Source organism: Acetanaerobacterium sp. MSJ-12, assembly GCF_018917875.1.
Classification (GTDB): Bacteria; Bacillota; Clostridia; order Oscillospirales; family Ruminococcaceae; genus Bittarella; species Bittarella massiliensis.
In genome coordinates, this window is record NZ_JAHLPK010000006.1 from 1 (window position 1) to 15,037 (window position 15,037).

The 15,037-nt window shown below is 65.9% G+C and carries 13 protein-coding genes and 1 pseudogene; 4 read left to right on the forward strand and 10 right to left on the reverse strand.

Features of this window, described 5'->3' with window-relative positions; translation table 11 throughout:
* Window positions 1-199: 199 nt before the first annotated feature.
* Complete coding sequence (gene fucO / locus KQI11_RS07860) at window positions 200-1,354, reverse strand: lactaldehyde reductase (RefSeq protein ID WP_216401729.1); 1,155 nt, start codon at window positions 1,352-1,354, stop codon at window positions 200-202.
* 295 nt (window positions 1,355-1,649) lie between these two features.
* Here fucO and KQI11_RS07865 point away from each other — a divergent pair, with 295 nt between their 5' ends.
* The 3 genes from KQI11_RS07865 (at window position 1,650) to KQI11_RS07875 (ending at window position 4,733) form a co-directional block, all read left to right on the forward strand.
* Window positions 1,650-2,378, forward strand: a complete 729-nt coding sequence (locus KQI11_RS07865; RefSeq protein ID WP_216401730.1) for a Bax inhibitor-1/YccA family protein — start codon at window positions 1,650-1,652, stop codon at window positions 2,376-2,378.
* A gap of 4 nt (window positions 2,379-2,382) precedes the next feature.
* Window positions 2,383-3,036, forward strand: a complete 654-nt coding sequence (locus KQI11_RS07870) for a GNAT family N-acetyltransferase (RefSeq protein WP_216401731.1) — start codon at window positions 2,383-2,385, stop codon at window positions 3,034-3,036.
* Between the two features lie 185 nt (window positions 3,037-3,221).
* Complete coding sequence (locus KQI11_RS07875) at window positions 3,222-4,733, forward strand: catalase (protein WP_216401732.1); 1,512 nt, start codon at window positions 3,222-3,224, stop codon at window positions 4,731-4,733.
* 532 nt (window positions 4,734-5,265) lie between these two features.
* Here the strand turns inward: KQI11_RS07875 and KQI11_RS07880 are convergent.
* From KQI11_RS07880 to KQI11_RS07900, 5 genes are all read right to left on the reverse strand, one after another.
* A complete protein-coding gene (locus tag KQI11_RS07880) occupies window positions 5,266-6,516 on the reverse strand; it encodes a DUF6688 domain-containing protein (RefSeq protein WP_216401733.1) in 1,251 nt (416 codons plus the stop codon).
* A complete protein-coding gene (locus KQI11_RS07885; protein ID WP_216401734.1) occupies window positions 6,513-7,118 on the reverse strand; it encodes a zf-HC2 domain-containing protein in 606 nt (201 codons plus the stop codon). The genes KQI11_RS07880 and KQI11_RS07885 overlap by 4 nt, the downstream gene beginning before the upstream one ends.
* Window positions 7,108-7,608 carry an RNA polymerase sigma factor gene (locus KQI11_RS07890; protein WP_216401735.1) on the reverse strand — a complete coding sequence of 167 codons (501 nt, stop codon included), beginning with the start codon at window positions 7,606-7,608 and terminating at the stop codon, window positions 7,108-7,110. The genes KQI11_RS07885 and KQI11_RS07890 overlap by 11 nt, the downstream gene beginning before the upstream one ends.
* A 166-nt stretch (window positions 7,609-7,774) precedes the next feature.
* Entirely contained in the window at window positions 7,775-8,158 is a 384-nt protein-coding gene (locus KQI11_RS07895) for a MerR family transcriptional regulator (protein ID WP_216401736.1), read from the reverse strand.
* Window positions 8,155-8,862 (reverse strand): Crp/Fnr family transcriptional regulator, encoded by a 708-nt coding sequence (locus KQI11_RS07900; RefSeq protein WP_216401737.1) that lies wholly within the window; start codon window positions 8,860-8,862, stop codon window positions 8,155-8,157. The genes KQI11_RS07895 and KQI11_RS07900 overlap by 4 nt, the downstream gene beginning before the upstream one ends.
* Window positions 8,863-8,979: 117 nt before the next feature.
* Between KQI11_RS07900 and KQI11_RS07905 the strand changes: the two genes are divergently transcribed.
* Window positions 8,980-9,876 carry a DMT family transporter gene (locus tag KQI11_RS07905; protein WP_216401738.1) on the forward strand — a complete coding sequence of 299 codons (897 nt, stop codon included), beginning with the start codon at window positions 8,980-8,982 and terminating at the stop codon, window positions 9,874-9,876.
* Window positions 9,877-9,891: 15 nt separating this feature from the next.
* Here KQI11_RS07905 and KQI11_RS07910 read toward each other — a convergent pair whose 3' ends face one another.
* From KQI11_RS07910 to KQI11_RS07925, 4 genes and pseudogenes are all read right to left on the reverse strand, one after another.
* Window positions 9,892-11,058 (reverse strand): iron-containing alcohol dehydrogenase, encoded by a 1,167-nt coding sequence (locus KQI11_RS07910; RefSeq protein ID WP_216401739.1) that lies wholly within the window; start codon window positions 11,056-11,058, stop codon window positions 9,892-9,894.
* A gap of 167 nt (window positions 11,059-11,225) precedes the next feature.
* Window positions 11,226-11,605 (reverse strand): annotated as a pseudogene (locus KQI11_RS07915) (cupin domain-containing protein).
* A 494-nt stretch (window positions 11,606-12,099) separates the two neighbouring features.
* Entirely contained in the window at window positions 12,100-13,635 is a 1,536-nt protein-coding gene (gene guaA, locus KQI11_RS07920; protein WP_286172650.1) for a glutamine-hydrolyzing GMP synthase, read from the reverse strand.
* A gap of 161 nt (window positions 13,636-13,796) precedes the next feature.
* Complete coding sequence (locus KQI11_RS07925; protein ID WP_216401740.1) at window positions 13,797-14,936, reverse strand: tRNA(Met) cytidine acetate ligase; 1,140 nt, start codon at window positions 14,934-14,936, stop codon at window positions 13,797-13,799.
* Window positions 14,937-15,037: the final 101 nt, after the last annotated feature.

The following is a 15,037-nucleotide window of genomic DNA, read 5'->3' on the forward strand; positions in this document are numbered from 1 at the left end:
CCTTCCAGCAGCACCTCATCGATCGTAACAAAGAAAAAACGGCGTAACCGCAAAGGCTACACCGTTTCAAGGCACATATTAAATTCAGATACAAAAGCCACACCTTGGGGCACCCTCCTTACGGAGGGTGCCCCAAAGGGGAGCCCTTTTTTGTGGGAGGGGGGCGCAGCCCCTCTCTCTTTGGCAGCGGCGCGGGAAATCAGAGCATCGCTTTGAGCAGATCTTCCAGCTCGGCCTGACTTGCCTCCCGCGGGTTGTCGGCGGTGCAGACGTCGCTCATGGCCTGCTGGGCCAGGAAGGGGACGTCCTCCGCCTTGACGCCCAGGGCGCCCAGGTTGGCGGGGACCCCCAGGTCGGCCCCCAGTTGGCGCACCGCGTCGACCGCGGCCTTGCGGTACTCCTCCGGCGACATGTTGGCGGTGCCGTGCACCCCCATGGCCTTGGCGATGTCGCGGTACTTTTCGCCGGTGCACTCGGCGTTGAACTCCATCGCCCAGGGGAGGATGACCCCGTTGGTCAGCCCGTGGGAGGTGCCGTAGACCCCGCCCACCGCGTGGGCCAGGGAGTGGACGACGCCCCGCCCGGCGTTGGAGTAGCCCATCCCCGCCAGGTGCTGGCCCAGGGCCATGCTGCTGCGGGCCTCCGGGTCGTTTTCAAGGGCGGCTTTGCGCAGCGACCGGCCGATGAGTTCCACCGCTTTGAGGGTGAAGACGTCGCTCATGGGCCAGGCGCCCTTGCTGATATACCCCTCGATGGCGTGGGTCAGGGCGTCCATGCCGGTGGCCACGGTCAGGTCCTTGGGCATGCCGGCCATCATATCGGGGTCGACAATGGCCACCACGGGGATGTTGTGGGGGTCGTTGCAGACGATCTTGCGGCGGTTTTTCACGTCGGTGATGGTGTAGGAAGTGGTCACCTCGGCGGCGGTGCCAGCGGTGGTGGGGACCGCCACGATGGGCACGGCCTGATTGAGGGTGAGGGGCCGCCCCTCCAGCGAGAGAACGTCGTCGTAGTCGGGGTTGTTGGCGATGATGCCGATGGCCTTGGCGGTGTCCATGACGCTGCCGCCGCCGATGGCGATCATGCAGTCGGCCTTGACAAAGTGGTAGGTCTGCACCCCGTGCTGCACGTTTTCGATGCTGGGGTTCTGGTGGATGTCGTCAAAGAGGCTGTATTTGATTTTGTTCTCGTCCAGGATGTGGGTCACCCGCGCCGCCACCCCCAGGCGGATCAGGTCCCGGTCGGTGACGATGAGGGCCTTTTCCCAACAGTGCTCCCGCACCTCGTCGGGGATTTTTTCAATGGCCCCAGGCCCGAAGTAGGACGTTTCGTTGAGCAACATTCTCTGAATCATTTGTCAAACCCTCCCGCTGTTATTTGTGTTGGGATTTGGATCCTCTCAACACCTTTAGTGTAGTATATATATGATAACAAACTATTAACAAAAATAGAAAATGTAGATAGAATATACATATTTCTGTCAAAAAGATGCTGAACTTTTGCGCTTTCTTTTGTGCAGTTTGGGGGCGGATCCGCTGTTTGGGACCGCGCTCTTTTGATTTTTGGAAAAGTCTGCTATAATAGAGCCAACTGCCGGGCGGCCCGCGCCCCCGGACGACAAAGCCCACCAGAAAAAGGAGCGAGCGACCATGTACGATACCCAGACCGGCGAATGGATCGAACCCGGCAAGGAGCCGATTTCCGCCCCCCTGCAGAGAGAACCCGTCTACAAGCACCTGGCAGCCACCTTCGGCTGGATGTTTTTGGCCCTGGCCATCACCTTTGTCACCTCTTATGCGGTATATGCCACCGGCGCCCTCTACTATGTCTTTGCCAGCCCCTACCTGCTCATCGCCATGGTGGTGGCCAAGCTGGTGATGGTGGCGGTCCTCAGTCGCAACCTCTACAAGTTCAGCGTCGGGGCGGCCCGGGCCATCTTCCTGGCCTACGCGGCCACCACCGGGGTGGTGCTCTCCTCCCTCTTTTTGCTCTACGACGTGCCCAGCGCCATCCTCCTCTTTTTGGCGGCCTGCGTCTACTTCGGGGCGATGGCGGCGGCGGGGATCATCACCAAAAAGGACGTCTCCGGCCTGGGTGGCCTGGTGACCTGCGGCCTGATCGGGCTGCTGGTGATGACCGTGTTGTCGATGGTCTTTCGCCTCTCGGGGCTGGACATCGCCGTCAGCTTCATCGGCCTGGCCCTCTTCATGGGCATCACCACCTATGATGCCAAGCGGGCCAAGGACTACTATTACAGCTTTGAGGGCGATGGGGAGATGCTCAAGAAAATCTCCATCTACTCGGCGCTGAACCTCTACCTCGACTTCATCAACATCTTCCTCTATCTGCTGCGGCTGCTGGGCAAGCGCCGGAAGTAGGGCGGTGGACATTGTGTTGCGCCCCACCCGGCGGGGAGAATACCGCGCCACCGAGGAGCTGTTGCGGGAGGCCTTTTGGAACCTCCTCGCCCCCGGGTGTGTGGAGCACTATCTGCTGCACCGGCTGCGAGGGGATCCCGCCTACCTGCCGGGCCTGGACTGGGTGGCCCTGGCGGCCGGTCGCCCGGTGGGAGTGATCGCCTATTCCCAGGCCCTGGTGACGGGGGCAGATGGGGTGCGCCGCCCGGTGGCCACCTTTGGCCCCATCGGGGTGTTGCCCGACTGGCAGGGGCAAAGGGTGGGTTCCGCCCTCATCGAGGCCACCCTCCCGCTGGCCGCCGAGCTGGGGTACGGCGGGGTGGTCATCACCGGCGACCCCGACTACTACCGCCGCTTTGGCTTTCGCACCGGCAAGGCCTTCGGCATCCGCCTGCGCGACGGGCGCTATCACGCGGCCCTGCTGGCAAGAGAGCTGCGCCCCGGCGGGCTGTCGGGGGTCGCCGGCCGCTACTGTGAGGCGGAGGCCTTCTCCCTCTCCCCCGGCGATGCGGGCCTGCTGGCCTTCGAGAGGGGCTTTCCCCTAAAAGAGCGGGTGGAGGGCACCCCCTCCCAGCGGCGGTTTGCCCGCTCCGCCGCCCGCTATCTCCCCGACGACTGACCGGCAAAGCGCCCCGTTCTCACATGGGAACGGGGCGCTTTTTTGACGGATGGGAGAATTTTGTGGGCTGTTCTAAAAAAACTGTACAAATCTTGTCTAATAAACCGTTGAAAAGGGAGATTTAAGGGAATAAGCTGAAAGTGGAAGTCATTACACCGCTGGACCAGACAGAGGAGGACTACAGAATGGACGTTCAAAATTTGACCAATGAAGTGGGCGCGCCGGTGGCGGAAAACGAGAACGCACTGACCGCGGGCCCCCGCGGCCCGGTGATGCTGCAGGATGTTTGGCTGCTGGAGAAGCTGGCCCACTTTGACCGGGAGGTCATCCCCGAGCGGCGGATGCACGCCAAGGGCTGGGGGGCGTACGGCAAGCTGACGGTCACCGGCGACATCTCCCGCTACACCCGGGCCAAGGTGCTGCAGCCCGGCGCGGTGACCGACCTCTTCCTTCGCTTCTCCACCGTGGCGGGGGAGCGGGGCGCGGCCGACGCCGAGCGGGACATCCGCGGGGTGGCGGTGAAATTCTACACCGAGGAGGGCAACTGGGACCTGGTGGGCAACAACACCCCCACCTTCTTCCTGCGCGACGTCCACAACTTCCCCGACCTCAACCGGGCGGTGAAGCGCGACCCCCGCACCGGCATGCGCTCGGCGCAGAACAACTGGGATTTCTGGACGCTGCTGCCCGAGACCTTCCACCAGACCACCATCGTCATGTCCGACAGGGGGATCCCCGCCTCCTTCCGCCACATGCACTTTTACGGGGAGCACACCTTCTCCCTCTACAACGAGGAAAACCAGCGGGTCTGGTGCAAGTTCCACTTCAAGACCCAGCAGGGCATCCAAAACCTCACCGACGCCGAGGCGGAGGCGGTGGTGGCCAAGGACCGGGAGAGCCACGGCCGGGACCTCTACGACTCCATCGAGCGGGGCGACTACCCCCGCTGGACCATGTACGTGCAGATCATGACCGAGGAGCAGGCCCAAACCCACTATGAAAATCCCTTTGACATCACCAAGATCTGGAGACACGGGGAGTTCCCCCTGATCGAGGTGGGGGTGCTGGAACTCAACCGCAACCCCGAAAACTACTTTGCAGAGGTGGAGCAGTCCGCCTTCACCCCGGCCCACGTGGTGCCGGGTATCGGCTTCTCGCCGGACAAGTTCCTGCAGGGGCGGCTCTTTGTCTACGGCGACGCCCAGCGCTACCGGCTGGGGGTCAACTACAACCAGATCCCGGTCAACCGGGCCCGCTGTCCGGTGAGCGATTACCACCGGGACGGCGCCATGCGCACCGACGGCAACTACGGCGGCGCGCCCGCCTACTCCCCCAACAGCCAGGGGGCCTGGGCGGCCCAGCCGGGGGTGATGGAGCCGCCGCTGGACCTGTCGGGGGCCATGTACGCCTACGACCCCAAGGACGACCCCACCGACAACTGTTTCCGCGCGGGGGGCGACCTCTGGCGGGTGATGACCCCGCAGCAGCGAGACCTGCTCATCGAGAACACCGCCAGAAACATTGAGCCGGTGAGCAAAAACGTCAAGTACCGCCACGCCGTCCACTGCTACCTGGCGGATTTGGAGTACGGCCGCCGCATCACCGAGGCCATGGGGCTGGACTTTGAAAAGGTCAAAGCCCTCTCCCGCCTGACCCACCAGAAGTTGGTGGAGGCCACTTTGGGGGAGATGGAGTAGAAAAAGGGACCCGGCGCTTTGGGCGCTGGGTCCCTTTTTGGGCCGGCAATCGTCTGGCGGCGCGATGTCCGGCGCCCATGGAAAAGACCAATTTTTCCGCCTCCCCATCCCCCTTTGGCTTTGACCGGGGAGGGGAGGAAGCGGGTGGTTTTGAACTGCCGAGGACGGGAGGGAGAATTCTCTGGCAGGGGAGCCGCCAGGGGCGTTTTCCCGGGCCGAAGAGCGGCGGCCAGACGCCTGCGAGAACTGCCGATGGGGAAGAGGACAGCCGGGAGTATTGAGATTGCGAAAACAGCTCCAATCGAGGGCGGTGCCGAGCAGCCGCCGGGCCCCAGTGACCCGGCGGCGCTCCCCCCTTTCCCTTCCGCGCGGGGGGCTGCTGACTGCCTTTAAAGGCTTCGCCGGGGCGGCGCTTTTTCGATGGCCGGGCCGTTGATGCGGATCGACTGGTTTCTGCGCCCGCTTCCGCTTTGCATTTATGTCCCCACAGGGAAGAGGAGCAGCCCCCCCCCCCCTTGGAAGGCAGGGCCCTCTAGCGGCGGTATCCGCCGGGCAGGGGGCGGTGGGGGTACTGCACGGCGATGCGATTTTCCGGCAGGGGATCAAAGAGGTAGAGCACAGTGAGGAAGAGCCATTCGGCCGGTTTCATCAGCAGGTAGACGGCGTCCGCCAGGTAGGGGGAGCGGATGTGCCGGGCCACCGGGTAGCCCAGCCGGTCGTAGAGCCCCCGCACCAATCGGTGAAAGCGGGGGGTGCGCTCCTCCAGCAGCTGTTCAAAGGCGTTGGCCACGCAGAGCTGCCGGTTGACCGTCACCCGGTGGCCGTGGCGACAGCCCGGGCGCAGGGGTTTGACCAGCCGCCGGTGCCCGCCCGCCGCCACCGTGCAGAGGTAGTGCTCGTCGTAAATGACGTTGGGGGGAGAGACCTGTCGGGAGAGGTTCCAGTCGCTGGTCTCGCTCCAGGCCCGCAGCACCGCGTCGGGCGCCTGGCCAAAGAGGGCCAGCAGCCCGACGAGGACCCCCAACAGGGGCCACATCAGCAGCCCGGCGAGCCAGGGCCAGTTGGCGGCGTTTTCGAGCAGGGCGGCCATCCGCCCCAGCAGGGGGCGGGTCTGGTAGCGCGCCGCCGCCTCCCGCCGGGGGCACTGTTCCCGCCACTGGGCCACCAGATCCCGCACCGCCTTGGCGGCGATGAGAAGGCAGTTGGCGGGGAAGAGGGCCAGCAGCCAGTACCGGGCGGTGAACACCTGCGCGATCCAGAGCAGGCAGACGCCGCAGCCCAGGTAGAGGGCGGCCATGGCCAGCACCGCCGCCAGGGGCGGCAGCTTGGGCAGGGGGACCAGCCGCAGCAGCAGGTACCCCAACACCCCTACGGCCGCCAACACCGCCACGGTGGGCGCCCCCCAGCTGGCGACGGGGGTGTGCCGTTGGGCATTTTGCAGGGGGACCGGCCAGTCGGCAAAGCGAACCTCCGAGATCGAGAGGAGAAGGGCGGTAAAGAGAGACCCAGCCGCCAGCGTCGCCCCCTCCACCGCCTGTCCGGCCCGGCGGGCGGCTGCCCCCTTGGCGCGGCGGATCAAAAAGGCCAGGTTGAGGAGGGTCAGGAGGAGGGGCCAGACCAGAAAGAGTCCGACGCCCGCCGACACCGCGAACAGCCCCGCGAGGGAGGAGGCGCGGCCCAGCGCCGCAATCAGGCAGCCCAGAAAGCCCAGGACCTGCCCGGCCGCCAGCGACCAGAGGAGCGGGTGGCGCAGGAAGGCCTCTTTGGCCCTGGCGGGGCTCATCCCCTTTTCCCCCGGGGCGCAAGCCCCAGCCAGCGGCCGTAGAGGAGGGCCAGCAGCAGTTGAACGCCCCCCGCCGCCAGGGCGATGAGCAGGCAGGGGAGAAGGGCGCCGCCCCCCTGGCCCCAGCCGCGGTAGTACCAGAGGGCGAGGGCGTCGCCCCCCAGACAGAGCAGGGCGGTCAGCCCCCCCGAAACGGCGGCAAAGAGGGGGGCGCTGCGGTATTCCCGGGCGAAGAAGTAGTGGATGAGGGAGAGAAAGAAGCTCACCCCCGGCACCACCAGCCAGAGGGCGGCCCGCCCCTGGGGCAGGGTGTGCCAGTCCCCCTCCACCATCACCCCGGCGGCGGTGAAGAGCAGGGCGGTGAGGAGGATGGCCGCCAACAGAGAGTTGGCCCAGCGGCGGCGGATGTTGGCGAGGACGGTCCCCTCCGGCGGGGGGGCGGCGAGGGGGAGGTCGAGCCCCGCCTCCATCTCCGCCAGGGCGCGGCGGCAGTCGGCGCAGCCGGCCAGGTGCGCCTTTACCGCCCGGCGCGAGGCATCGCTGCAGACCCCGTCCAGGTAGAGGGGGAGCAGGTCGCGTATCAAATCACAGTCAAAGTCCATCCAAACCATCCTCCTTCATGGCGGCGATGATCCGCCGTTTGGCCCGGTAGTAGAGCACCCGCGCCCAGCTTTCAGAGCGGCGGTAGCGGCGGCTGATCTCGGCCAGCGAGAGCCCCTGCAGGGCGTGCAGGGCAAAGACGGTGCGCCCCGGCTCGGCCAGCCGCTCCACCTGGCGGAAGATGGCCTCCGCCTCCTCTCGTTCCTCCTGGCGCAGGAGGGCCGGGTCCTCCGCTGCCGCACCGTCCACAGCCCCCTCCAGGGGGAGCTGTCGGCTCTGCCTGCGCCGGGTGTCCAGGTAGAGGTTTTTGCCGATTTGGCAGAGCCAGGAGGAGAGGCGGCAGTTCCCCCGAAAGCCGTCCAGCCGGATCAGGGCGCGGACAAAGGTCTCCTGCAACAGCTCCTCCGCCTCGCCGGGATCGCCGGTCAGCCGCAGCAGATAGCCATAGACCAGGGGGGCATTCTCCCGGTACAGCTGTTCAAATTCGTCCACGGCGGCTCCCCTCCTCTCTTCTAGTAAGACGCCTGTATCCCCCGGCCGTTACAGCGACCCCGCCCCTTTTTCTGCGCATTCGGCCGCTGCGGCAGGCGCGGGGAGAGGGGCAAAAAAGCGGGCCGCCCGCCCTCTGGCGAACGGCCCGCTGCGGTCAGGTCGGCGGTCAGTCCCGGCTGCGGCGCAACTTGCTCTCGGCGGCTGCCAGCCGGTCGTAGCCCTCGATCTTGCAATCGAGCCTTGCCAGCACCGCCTGCATCTCCTCGATGCGCTCTGCCAGCCGCTGCCGCTGTTCCACCAGCAGCAGTTTGCGGGCCGGGGCGGTCTCCTCCCCCTGCTGGAAGAGGGCGACGTACTCCACCAGCGACTCGATGGGGAGTCCCGCCCCCCGCATGCACTTGATGAATTCGATCCAGCGGCAGTCCTCCTCGTCGTACTCGCGGATGCCGCCGGCGCTGCGGTGCACCGGGGGGATCAGCCCGATGCGCTCGTAGTAGCGCAGGGTGTCGGCGGACAGGTCGTAGGTGCGGCTCACCTCGGCAATGGTCATGGCGCAGTCTCCTTTCGCTTGTTTGCTTTGCCCGGGGCGGGTGTTCCCCCGCCGGCTTGCGCCCGGCGGGCGAGCTCCGCCGGGCATTTGATCTGGTAGCCCTGTTTGCTCTTTTGCAGCACCCCTTCGCGGCAGAGGTCGGCCAGCAGGCGAAAGACATGGCGATAGCTGGCGCCGACAGAGCAGGCCACGTCGGTGATGGGGTCGCGGAACAGCCCGCCGGGCGCATTTTTGCAGATGTAGGCGCAGAGGCGTTCCTGTGCCGAGCAGAGGGAAGAGAGGGCGTAGTTTTCAGAACTCCTCTGCAACTTGTCGGCCAACACCGCCCCCAGCCGCTGCCAGAAGGGGATGTTTTCCCGCAGCTGCTCGGCGATGCTGGCGCGGTCGATCAAGACGCACTCGAAGGCGGAGACGGCCGTCACCGTGGTGGTGGCCAGCCGCTGGCAGGTCAGCAGTTCGATCTCCCCGATCATCCCGTCCGAGAGGTAGTAGCAGAGGATGAGGTTTTTGCCGTCCGGCGTGGAGCGGGAGACCTTGGCCAACCCCTTGACCGCCAGGGCCAGCCCCTCGAGCTCGTCCCCCTCCCGCACAATGGCCTCTCCCGGGCAGTAGCGCAGGGCGGTGCAGCGCTCCCGCGGCACCCCCTGCAGGTTGTACTCGGCGAGTTTGGCCAGGTGCCGTGCTGCCAGTGCGCACCGCTCCATCGGCTCTTCCCCCTCTCTAAAAGACAGTATCGCGCCTCTCCCATAAAAGCACTATGACAAATGTCCTATGCCGTCCCGGAAAGATCTGGTATCCTCATGACAGGGAGGGATCAAACCATGTATCAGCTGCTCGCTCTTTTGACCGGCGTCACCCTCGCGGTCATGGTGTCCGTCAACGGCAACCTCACCGCTGCATACAGCGTCTTTGTGGCGGCGGCGATCGTCCACCTGGTCGGCTCGCTCTTTGCCCTGGCCCTCTGCGCGGCGCAGCGGGAGAAGCGGCCGCTGTGGGGCCACCGCCCCCGCTGGATCTACCTGGGCGGGGCCATCGGGGTCTTTACCACCGTCTTCAACAACCTCGCCTACGGAAAAATCAGCATGACGAGCATCGTCGCCCTGGGGCTATTGGGGCAGACGGCGGCGGCCCTCGCCATCGACCACTTCGGCCTGTTGGGGATGGAGAAGCGCCCCTTTCAAAAGAGCTCCCTCATCGGGCTGGCCTTTTCCCTGGCGGGCATCGGGATGATGCTCGACCGCACGGTCGCCGCGGCGGCGGTGGCGGTGGCGGTCTCCCTCGGCGCGGGGGTGTCGGTGGTCCTCTCCCGCACCGTCAACGCCCGGCTGGCCGAGCAGACGGGGCCCCTGCGGGGCTCCCTCATCAACCACCTGGTGGGGCTGCCCATCACGGTGGCGCTGGCGCTGGGCTCCATCTGCCTGGCGGGCGGGGCGCACATCGGCAGCGGCGCGGGGCGGCCCTGGATCTACCTCGGGGGCGTTTTGGGGGTGGCGGTGGTGCTGTTGAGCAACCTGACCGTCCCCCGCGTGCCGGCCTTTCGCTTGACCCTCCTGCTCTTCATCGGGCAGATCTTCACCGGCGTCCTGCTGGACCTTCTCCTGGGCAACAGCTTTTCCGACGCCACCTTCCGCGGCGGCCTGGTCATCGCCGCGGGGGTCATTGTCAACCTTGTGGTGGAGAGGTGGGTCGGCCGCAAGGGGGAGAAGGGGGAGGCTTAGCGCCCTCTTTTTGGGCTAGAGGCAGGCGCGGAAGATGGCCTCCACGTCGGCCGGGCGCAGGGGGCGATAGCCCCGCAGCACCCCGTTACCGCAGGCCTTTTTGGCCATCTCGGCGAAATGGGTGTCGTCGATGCCCAGGGCGGTGAAGGTACTCTTCAGCCCCAGGGTGTCAAAGAGGAAGGAGGACAGCCGGGCAATGCCCTCTCTGGCGGCCTCCCTGTCGGGCAGGGCGGCGTCGACCCCGAAGACGCTCTTGGCAAAGCGGGCGAGGCGGGGGGCGCTCTCCTCGTCGAGGACGTGCTCCATCCAGCGGGGGGTGAGGATGGCCAGCCCCAGGCCGTGGGTGATGTCGTAAAAGGCGGAGAGCTCGTGCTCCATGGGGTGGCAGCTCCACTCACAGGTCTGGCAGGTGCGGGTGAAGCCGTTGATGGCCCAGGAGGAGGCCCACATCAAATTGGCCCGGGCCTCGTAGTTCTCGGGTTCTGCCAGCGCCACCGGGGCCGCGTGGACCACCGTCTCCATCAGCCCCTCCATCATCCGGTCGAGCATGTAGAGGCTGCCCTCGGCGTTGAAGTAGGTCTCCATGAGGTGGGAGAGGATGTCCGCCGCCCCGCAGGCGGTCTGGTAGGGCCCCACGGTGTAGGTGGCGGTGGGGTCGAGGAAGGAGACCTTCGGCCGCATGGAGGGGTGGCCCCGGCCGATCTTGTCCCGGGTCTCCAGGTTGCTGATGACGCCGCCCGCGTCCATCTCCGAGCCGGTGGCGGACAGGGTCAACACGGTGATGATGGGCAGGCAGTTGGTGATGGGGGCTTTGTCGGACAGCAGGTCCCAGGCGTCGCCGTCGTGGTAGTACCCCGCGCCGATGAACTTGGTGGCGTCGATGGTGGAGCCGCCGCCCACCGCCAGCAGCACGTCGATTTCGTGCTCTCGGCAGAGGGCGACCCCCTTGTTGACCGAGGTGATGCGGGGGTTGGGCTCGATGCCCGGGAGCTCAAAGAGGGTGAGCCCCGCCCGCTCGACCTCCGCGACGACGCGGTCGTAGAGACCGGTCTTTTTGATAGAGCCGCCGCCGTAGGTCAGCAGTACCCGGGTGCCGAATTTCTTCAGCTCCTCCCCCAGGTGGGAGAGCTGGTCGGGCCCGAAATAGACCTTGGTGGGGATATCGTAAACAAAGTTTTGCATTGGAAAACTCCTTTCATCTGGCCGGAGGGGGGAGCAGATATGGCGTCCCCGCCGGCGCAAGTTCCTATCAACTCCATTTTAAAGCGCCGCTCGGCCGGGGTCAATAGCCCTCTTGGGCGGATTTTTTGGTGCAGGCGGCAACCGGCCTACCCGTCCACCGGCTCCAGTCACTCGGTCGCGCCGCCGTCGGCGGGCACTTCGACCGCCAAGTGGGGAAACCAGCTGTCCGGCGCCGCGCCGTGCCAGTGCTTGACATCCGGCGGGATGTTGACCACATCCCCTGGGCGGAGTTCCCGGGCGGGCTCGCCCCAGGCCTGGTAACACCCCTGCCCCCCGGTGACCAATAAAATCTGGCCGGCCCTGCGGTGGATGTGCCAGTCGTTGCGGCAGGCAGGGGCAAAGGTGACGTTGGCGATGCTCACCCCCTGTCGGCGAGCATTGCCAGATAGGATTTTTCGCTGAAGTGGGCGGCGAAGGCGGTGTTTTCCGCCCCCATGGGGAAGGCGGTGCCACCGCCCAGGTCGTGCAGTCTCTTTTCTTCGTCCATCTCCCATCCCCCCTCAAACGGCGGCGCACAAGGGCCGCTGTTTTGTTGGTTTGGTTCTAGGATAAACCCTGGAGTCCGCTCCAAGTCAAGGGCCAGTTTTGCGCCGCCTTTCAGTGAGGGTCAAGTGGCAAAAATGCCCCCTGGAGCACTGCTCCAGGGGCGGTTTGGAGAGAGGAGATCAACGATCTTTTTGTCCGACGAAGAGGGGTTTGACCTCCCGGTCTGTAAGAATGGTACAGAGGGTGTCAGGAGACCAGCCGCTGGCGCTGACGATATCAATTCCCTGGCGGCCCGTAGTTTGGGCTTTATGTCGCGGGGGCGTGGTGGGAGCCCGATCCGCCTGCCAGGGTGTAAACCCGGCTGTCTAGATGTTCGCCCCCCCCAAACCAACCGGACGCTTTGTAGACTGGGGGCATATCAAACAAGGCTAGAGGAATTCGAATTTTGAGAAAAAGCCCTCCGCAGTCGTACAGCTGCGGAGGGCTTTGCATTGCTTATTCCCACTCAATGGTGGCCGGGGGCTTGGTGGTCACGTCGTAGACGATGCGGCCGATGCCCGGCAGCTCGCCGATGATGCGGGTGGATATCTTCTCCAGCACGTCATAGGGGATGCGGGCAAAGTCGGCGGTCATGAAGTCGTCGGTGGTGACCGCCCGCAGCGCCAGGGTGTAGCCGTAGGTGCGGAAGTCGCCCACGACCCCCACCGTCCGCTGCTCGGTCAGCACGGCGAAGTACTGGCTCAAACTACTGGACTCGCCGGCTTTGTCCAGCTCCTCGCGGAAGATGAAGTCGGCCTTTTGCAGCAAGTCGACCTTTTCGGGGGTCACCTCGCCCATGACGCGGATGCCCAGACCGGGGCCGGGGAAGGGCTGGCGCCAGACCATCTCCTTAGGCAGACCCAGCAGGATGCCCAGGCGGCGGACCTCGTCTTTAAAGAGCATGTTCAGCGGCTCGACGATGTCCTCGAAGTCCACGTGCTCGGGCAGGCCGCCCACGTTGTGGTGGCTCTTGATGACGGCGCTCTCGCCACCCAGGCCGGACTCCACCACGTCGGGGTAGATGGTGCCCTGGGCCAGGAAGTCCACCTTGCCGATTGCCTTGGCCTCTTCCTCGAAGACGCGGATGAACTCCTCGCCGATGGCTTTGCGCTTGGCCTCGGGCTCGGTCACCCCGGCCAGTTTGCCGAAAAAGCGCGCCTGGGCGTTGACCCGCTTGAAGTTGACGTCCATCTTGCCGAAGGTCTCCTCGATGGCATCGCCCTCTTTGTAGCGCATCAGGCCGTGGTCCACAAAGATGCAGGTGAGCTGTTTGCCGATGGCGCGGGAGAGCAGGGCCGCACAGACCGAGGAGTCCACCCCGCCGGAGAGGGCCAGCAGCACCTTTTTGCCGCCGATGCGCTCTTTCAGCCGGGCGATCTCGCTGTCCAGGTAGTTTTCCATGTTCCAGTCGCCCACACAGCCGCAGATGTCAAAGAGGAAGTTGTGCAGCATCTCGCTCCCCTGCTGGGTGTGGTTGACCTCCAGGTGAAACTGCACCGCGTAGAGCTTTTTCTCGGGGCACTCCATGGCGGCCACCGGGCAGTTGTCGGTGACGGCGGTGACGGAGAAGCCGGCGGGCGGCTGGGAGATGTAGTCCACATGGCTCATCCAGACCACGCTCTCCTGCTGGATGCCCGCAAAAAACGGGGTCTCTCCCACCACCTTGCAGACGGTCTTGCCGAACTCGCCCACCGGGGCCGCCTCGACCTTGCCGCCGAACATGTGGGCCATCATCTGGGCGCCGTAGCAGATGCCGAGGATCGGCACCCCCAGCTGGTAGAGGGCCGGGTCGCACTGGGGCGAGTCGGGCAGGTAGGCGCTGTTGGGCCCGCCGGTGAAGATGATGCCGGACGGGTTTCCAGCCCGGATCTGCTCCACCGGCGCGGTGTGGGGCAGCACTTCGCAGTAGACCCCCAGGTCCCGCACCCGGCGGGCAATCAGCTGGTTGTACTGGCCGCCAAAGTCAATGACATAGATGAGCTGATGTTTCAAATTGATACCCCCGCTGTCTGTTTTGATGTCAAGGCGTACAAAAGGCGGCCCAACCGGCGCCACCGGCGCGTCGGACCGTCCGCCTGACTGGCGCGCTGCCGGACAGGCTGTCTCTTACCCCATCTATTGTGCCATGGGGCTGTCGAAAAAGCAATCGCTTCTCATATCTTTGTAAACTTTTGCCGATAGCTTTCCCCCTGCGGCAACGGTTTCTCAAAGCAGTTTGCATAGACGGCGTCGGCGCGGGCCTCCACCCGGCCGAAGGAGGTGCCCTCCGCCCGGGCCAGGCTGTGGCAGACCGGCAGCCGCTGGGGCTCCCGCAGCAGGGCGAGGCCGGTCTCGGTGGCCCCCAGGATGCGCAGGCAGTCGGGCGGGGCGAGGACCTCTTCCCGGCGGATGTCCAGCAGCAGGCACCAGACGGCCCGGCGCACCCGGGCGCGGGTGTGCTGGCGGCTGGCGCAGCGGGCGGCCAGCTCCTCCAGGTCGGCGGCGCCGTCGGCGCAGGCCTGCAGCCGGCGGGCCAGCCCCTCGTCGCAGAAGGGGAGGGCTGCCAGCCGCTCGAGGGGGGCCAACTGCACCGCCAGCACCGCCGCCCGCCCCAGCCAGCGGCTGTCCGCCAGGGGGTGCGGTCCCGGCAGCCCCTTTGGCAGATAGGGGGCCGCCTCCTCGCCCTTTCCGGCGCGCAGCAGGGCGCGCAGGGCGCTGGCGCTGGCGGTTTGTCCCCCCAGGCGGCCGTCGTGGTGGCCCGCGCCGATGCGCCGGATGGGGAGGATCCCCATCCCCGCCCCGGCGCGGTGGATGGCCAGCAGGTATTCCAGCGCCAGGGTGTCGTTGGGGGAGGAGAGGAGCGCCGCCTCTCCCCCCAGTTGGCGGCAGGCTTCGGCCCGGGCGGCGGGGTACCCCAGGTTCCCCCGCTGCAGCGCTTTGGCCAATTGGACAAAGGCCTCGCTCTCTACCAAGTCGGCAGTCGCCTCCAGCCCGGCCCGGTCGCCGCTCTCGCTGCCGAAAAAGAGGGTGTCCACCCCCAGCGCGGCCAGCAGGGAGACCCCGCCCTGGGCGTAAAATTGGGCCGAGGAGAGGCAGTGGGCGGTGGGGATCTGCACCACCAAGTCGGCCCCGTTTTCCAGCAAAGCTCTCGCCCGCACCCACCAGGGGAGGAGGGCCGGCTCCCCCCGCTGGACAAAGTTGCCGCTCATGGCGCAGGCCACCGCCTCCGCCCCGCGGGCCCTGGCCTGCGACAGCAGCCAGATGTGCCCGGTGTGGAGGGGGTTGCACTCGCAGACGACCCCGAAAATCCGCACAAATACGCCCTCCTTCCGGCTTTTCCCCTTGCACTTTTTCCCATTTTATACTACTATATAGTACGCAAGTGTGTTCGTCAACAAACGAGGACAGGCGAAAA

Excerpts from the sequence above, each read along its gene's own strand:
- fucO (WP_216401729.1), bottom strand. The coding sequence starts at position 1,354 with ATGATTCAGAGAATGTTGCTCAACGAAACGTCCTACTTCGGGCCTGGG.
- KQI11_RS07865 (WP_216401730.1), top strand. The coding sequence starts at position 1,650 with ATGTACGATACCCAGACCGGCGAATGGATCGAACCCGGCAAGGAGCCG.
- KQI11_RS07875 (WP_216401732.1), top strand. The coding sequence starts at position 3,222 with ATGGACGTTCAAAATTTGACCAATGAAGTGGGCGCGCCGGTGGCGGAA.
- KQI11_RS07880 (WP_216401733.1), bottom strand. The coding sequence starts at position 6,516 with ATGAGCCCCGCCAGGGCCAAAGAGGCCTTCCTGCGCCACCCGCTCCTC.
- KQI11_RS07885 (WP_216401734.1), bottom strand. The coding sequence starts at position 7,118 with ATGGACTTTGACTGTGATTTGATACGCGACCTGCTCCCCCTCTACCTG.
- KQI11_RS07895 (WP_216401736.1), bottom strand. The coding sequence starts at position 8,158 with ATGACCATTGCCGAGGTGAGCCGCACCTACGACCTGTCCGCCGACACC.
- KQI11_RS07900 (WP_216401737.1), bottom strand. The coding sequence starts at position 8,862 with ATGGAGCGGTGCGCACTGGCAGCACGGCACCTGGCCAAACTCGCCGAG.
- KQI11_RS07905 (WP_216401738.1), top strand. The coding sequence starts at position 8,980 with ATGTATCAGCTGCTCGCTCTTTTGACCGGCGTCACCCTCGCGGTCATG.
- KQI11_RS07910 (WP_216401739.1), bottom strand. The coding sequence starts at position 11,058 with ATGCAAAACTTTGTTTACGATATCCCCACCAAGGTCTATTTCGGGCCC.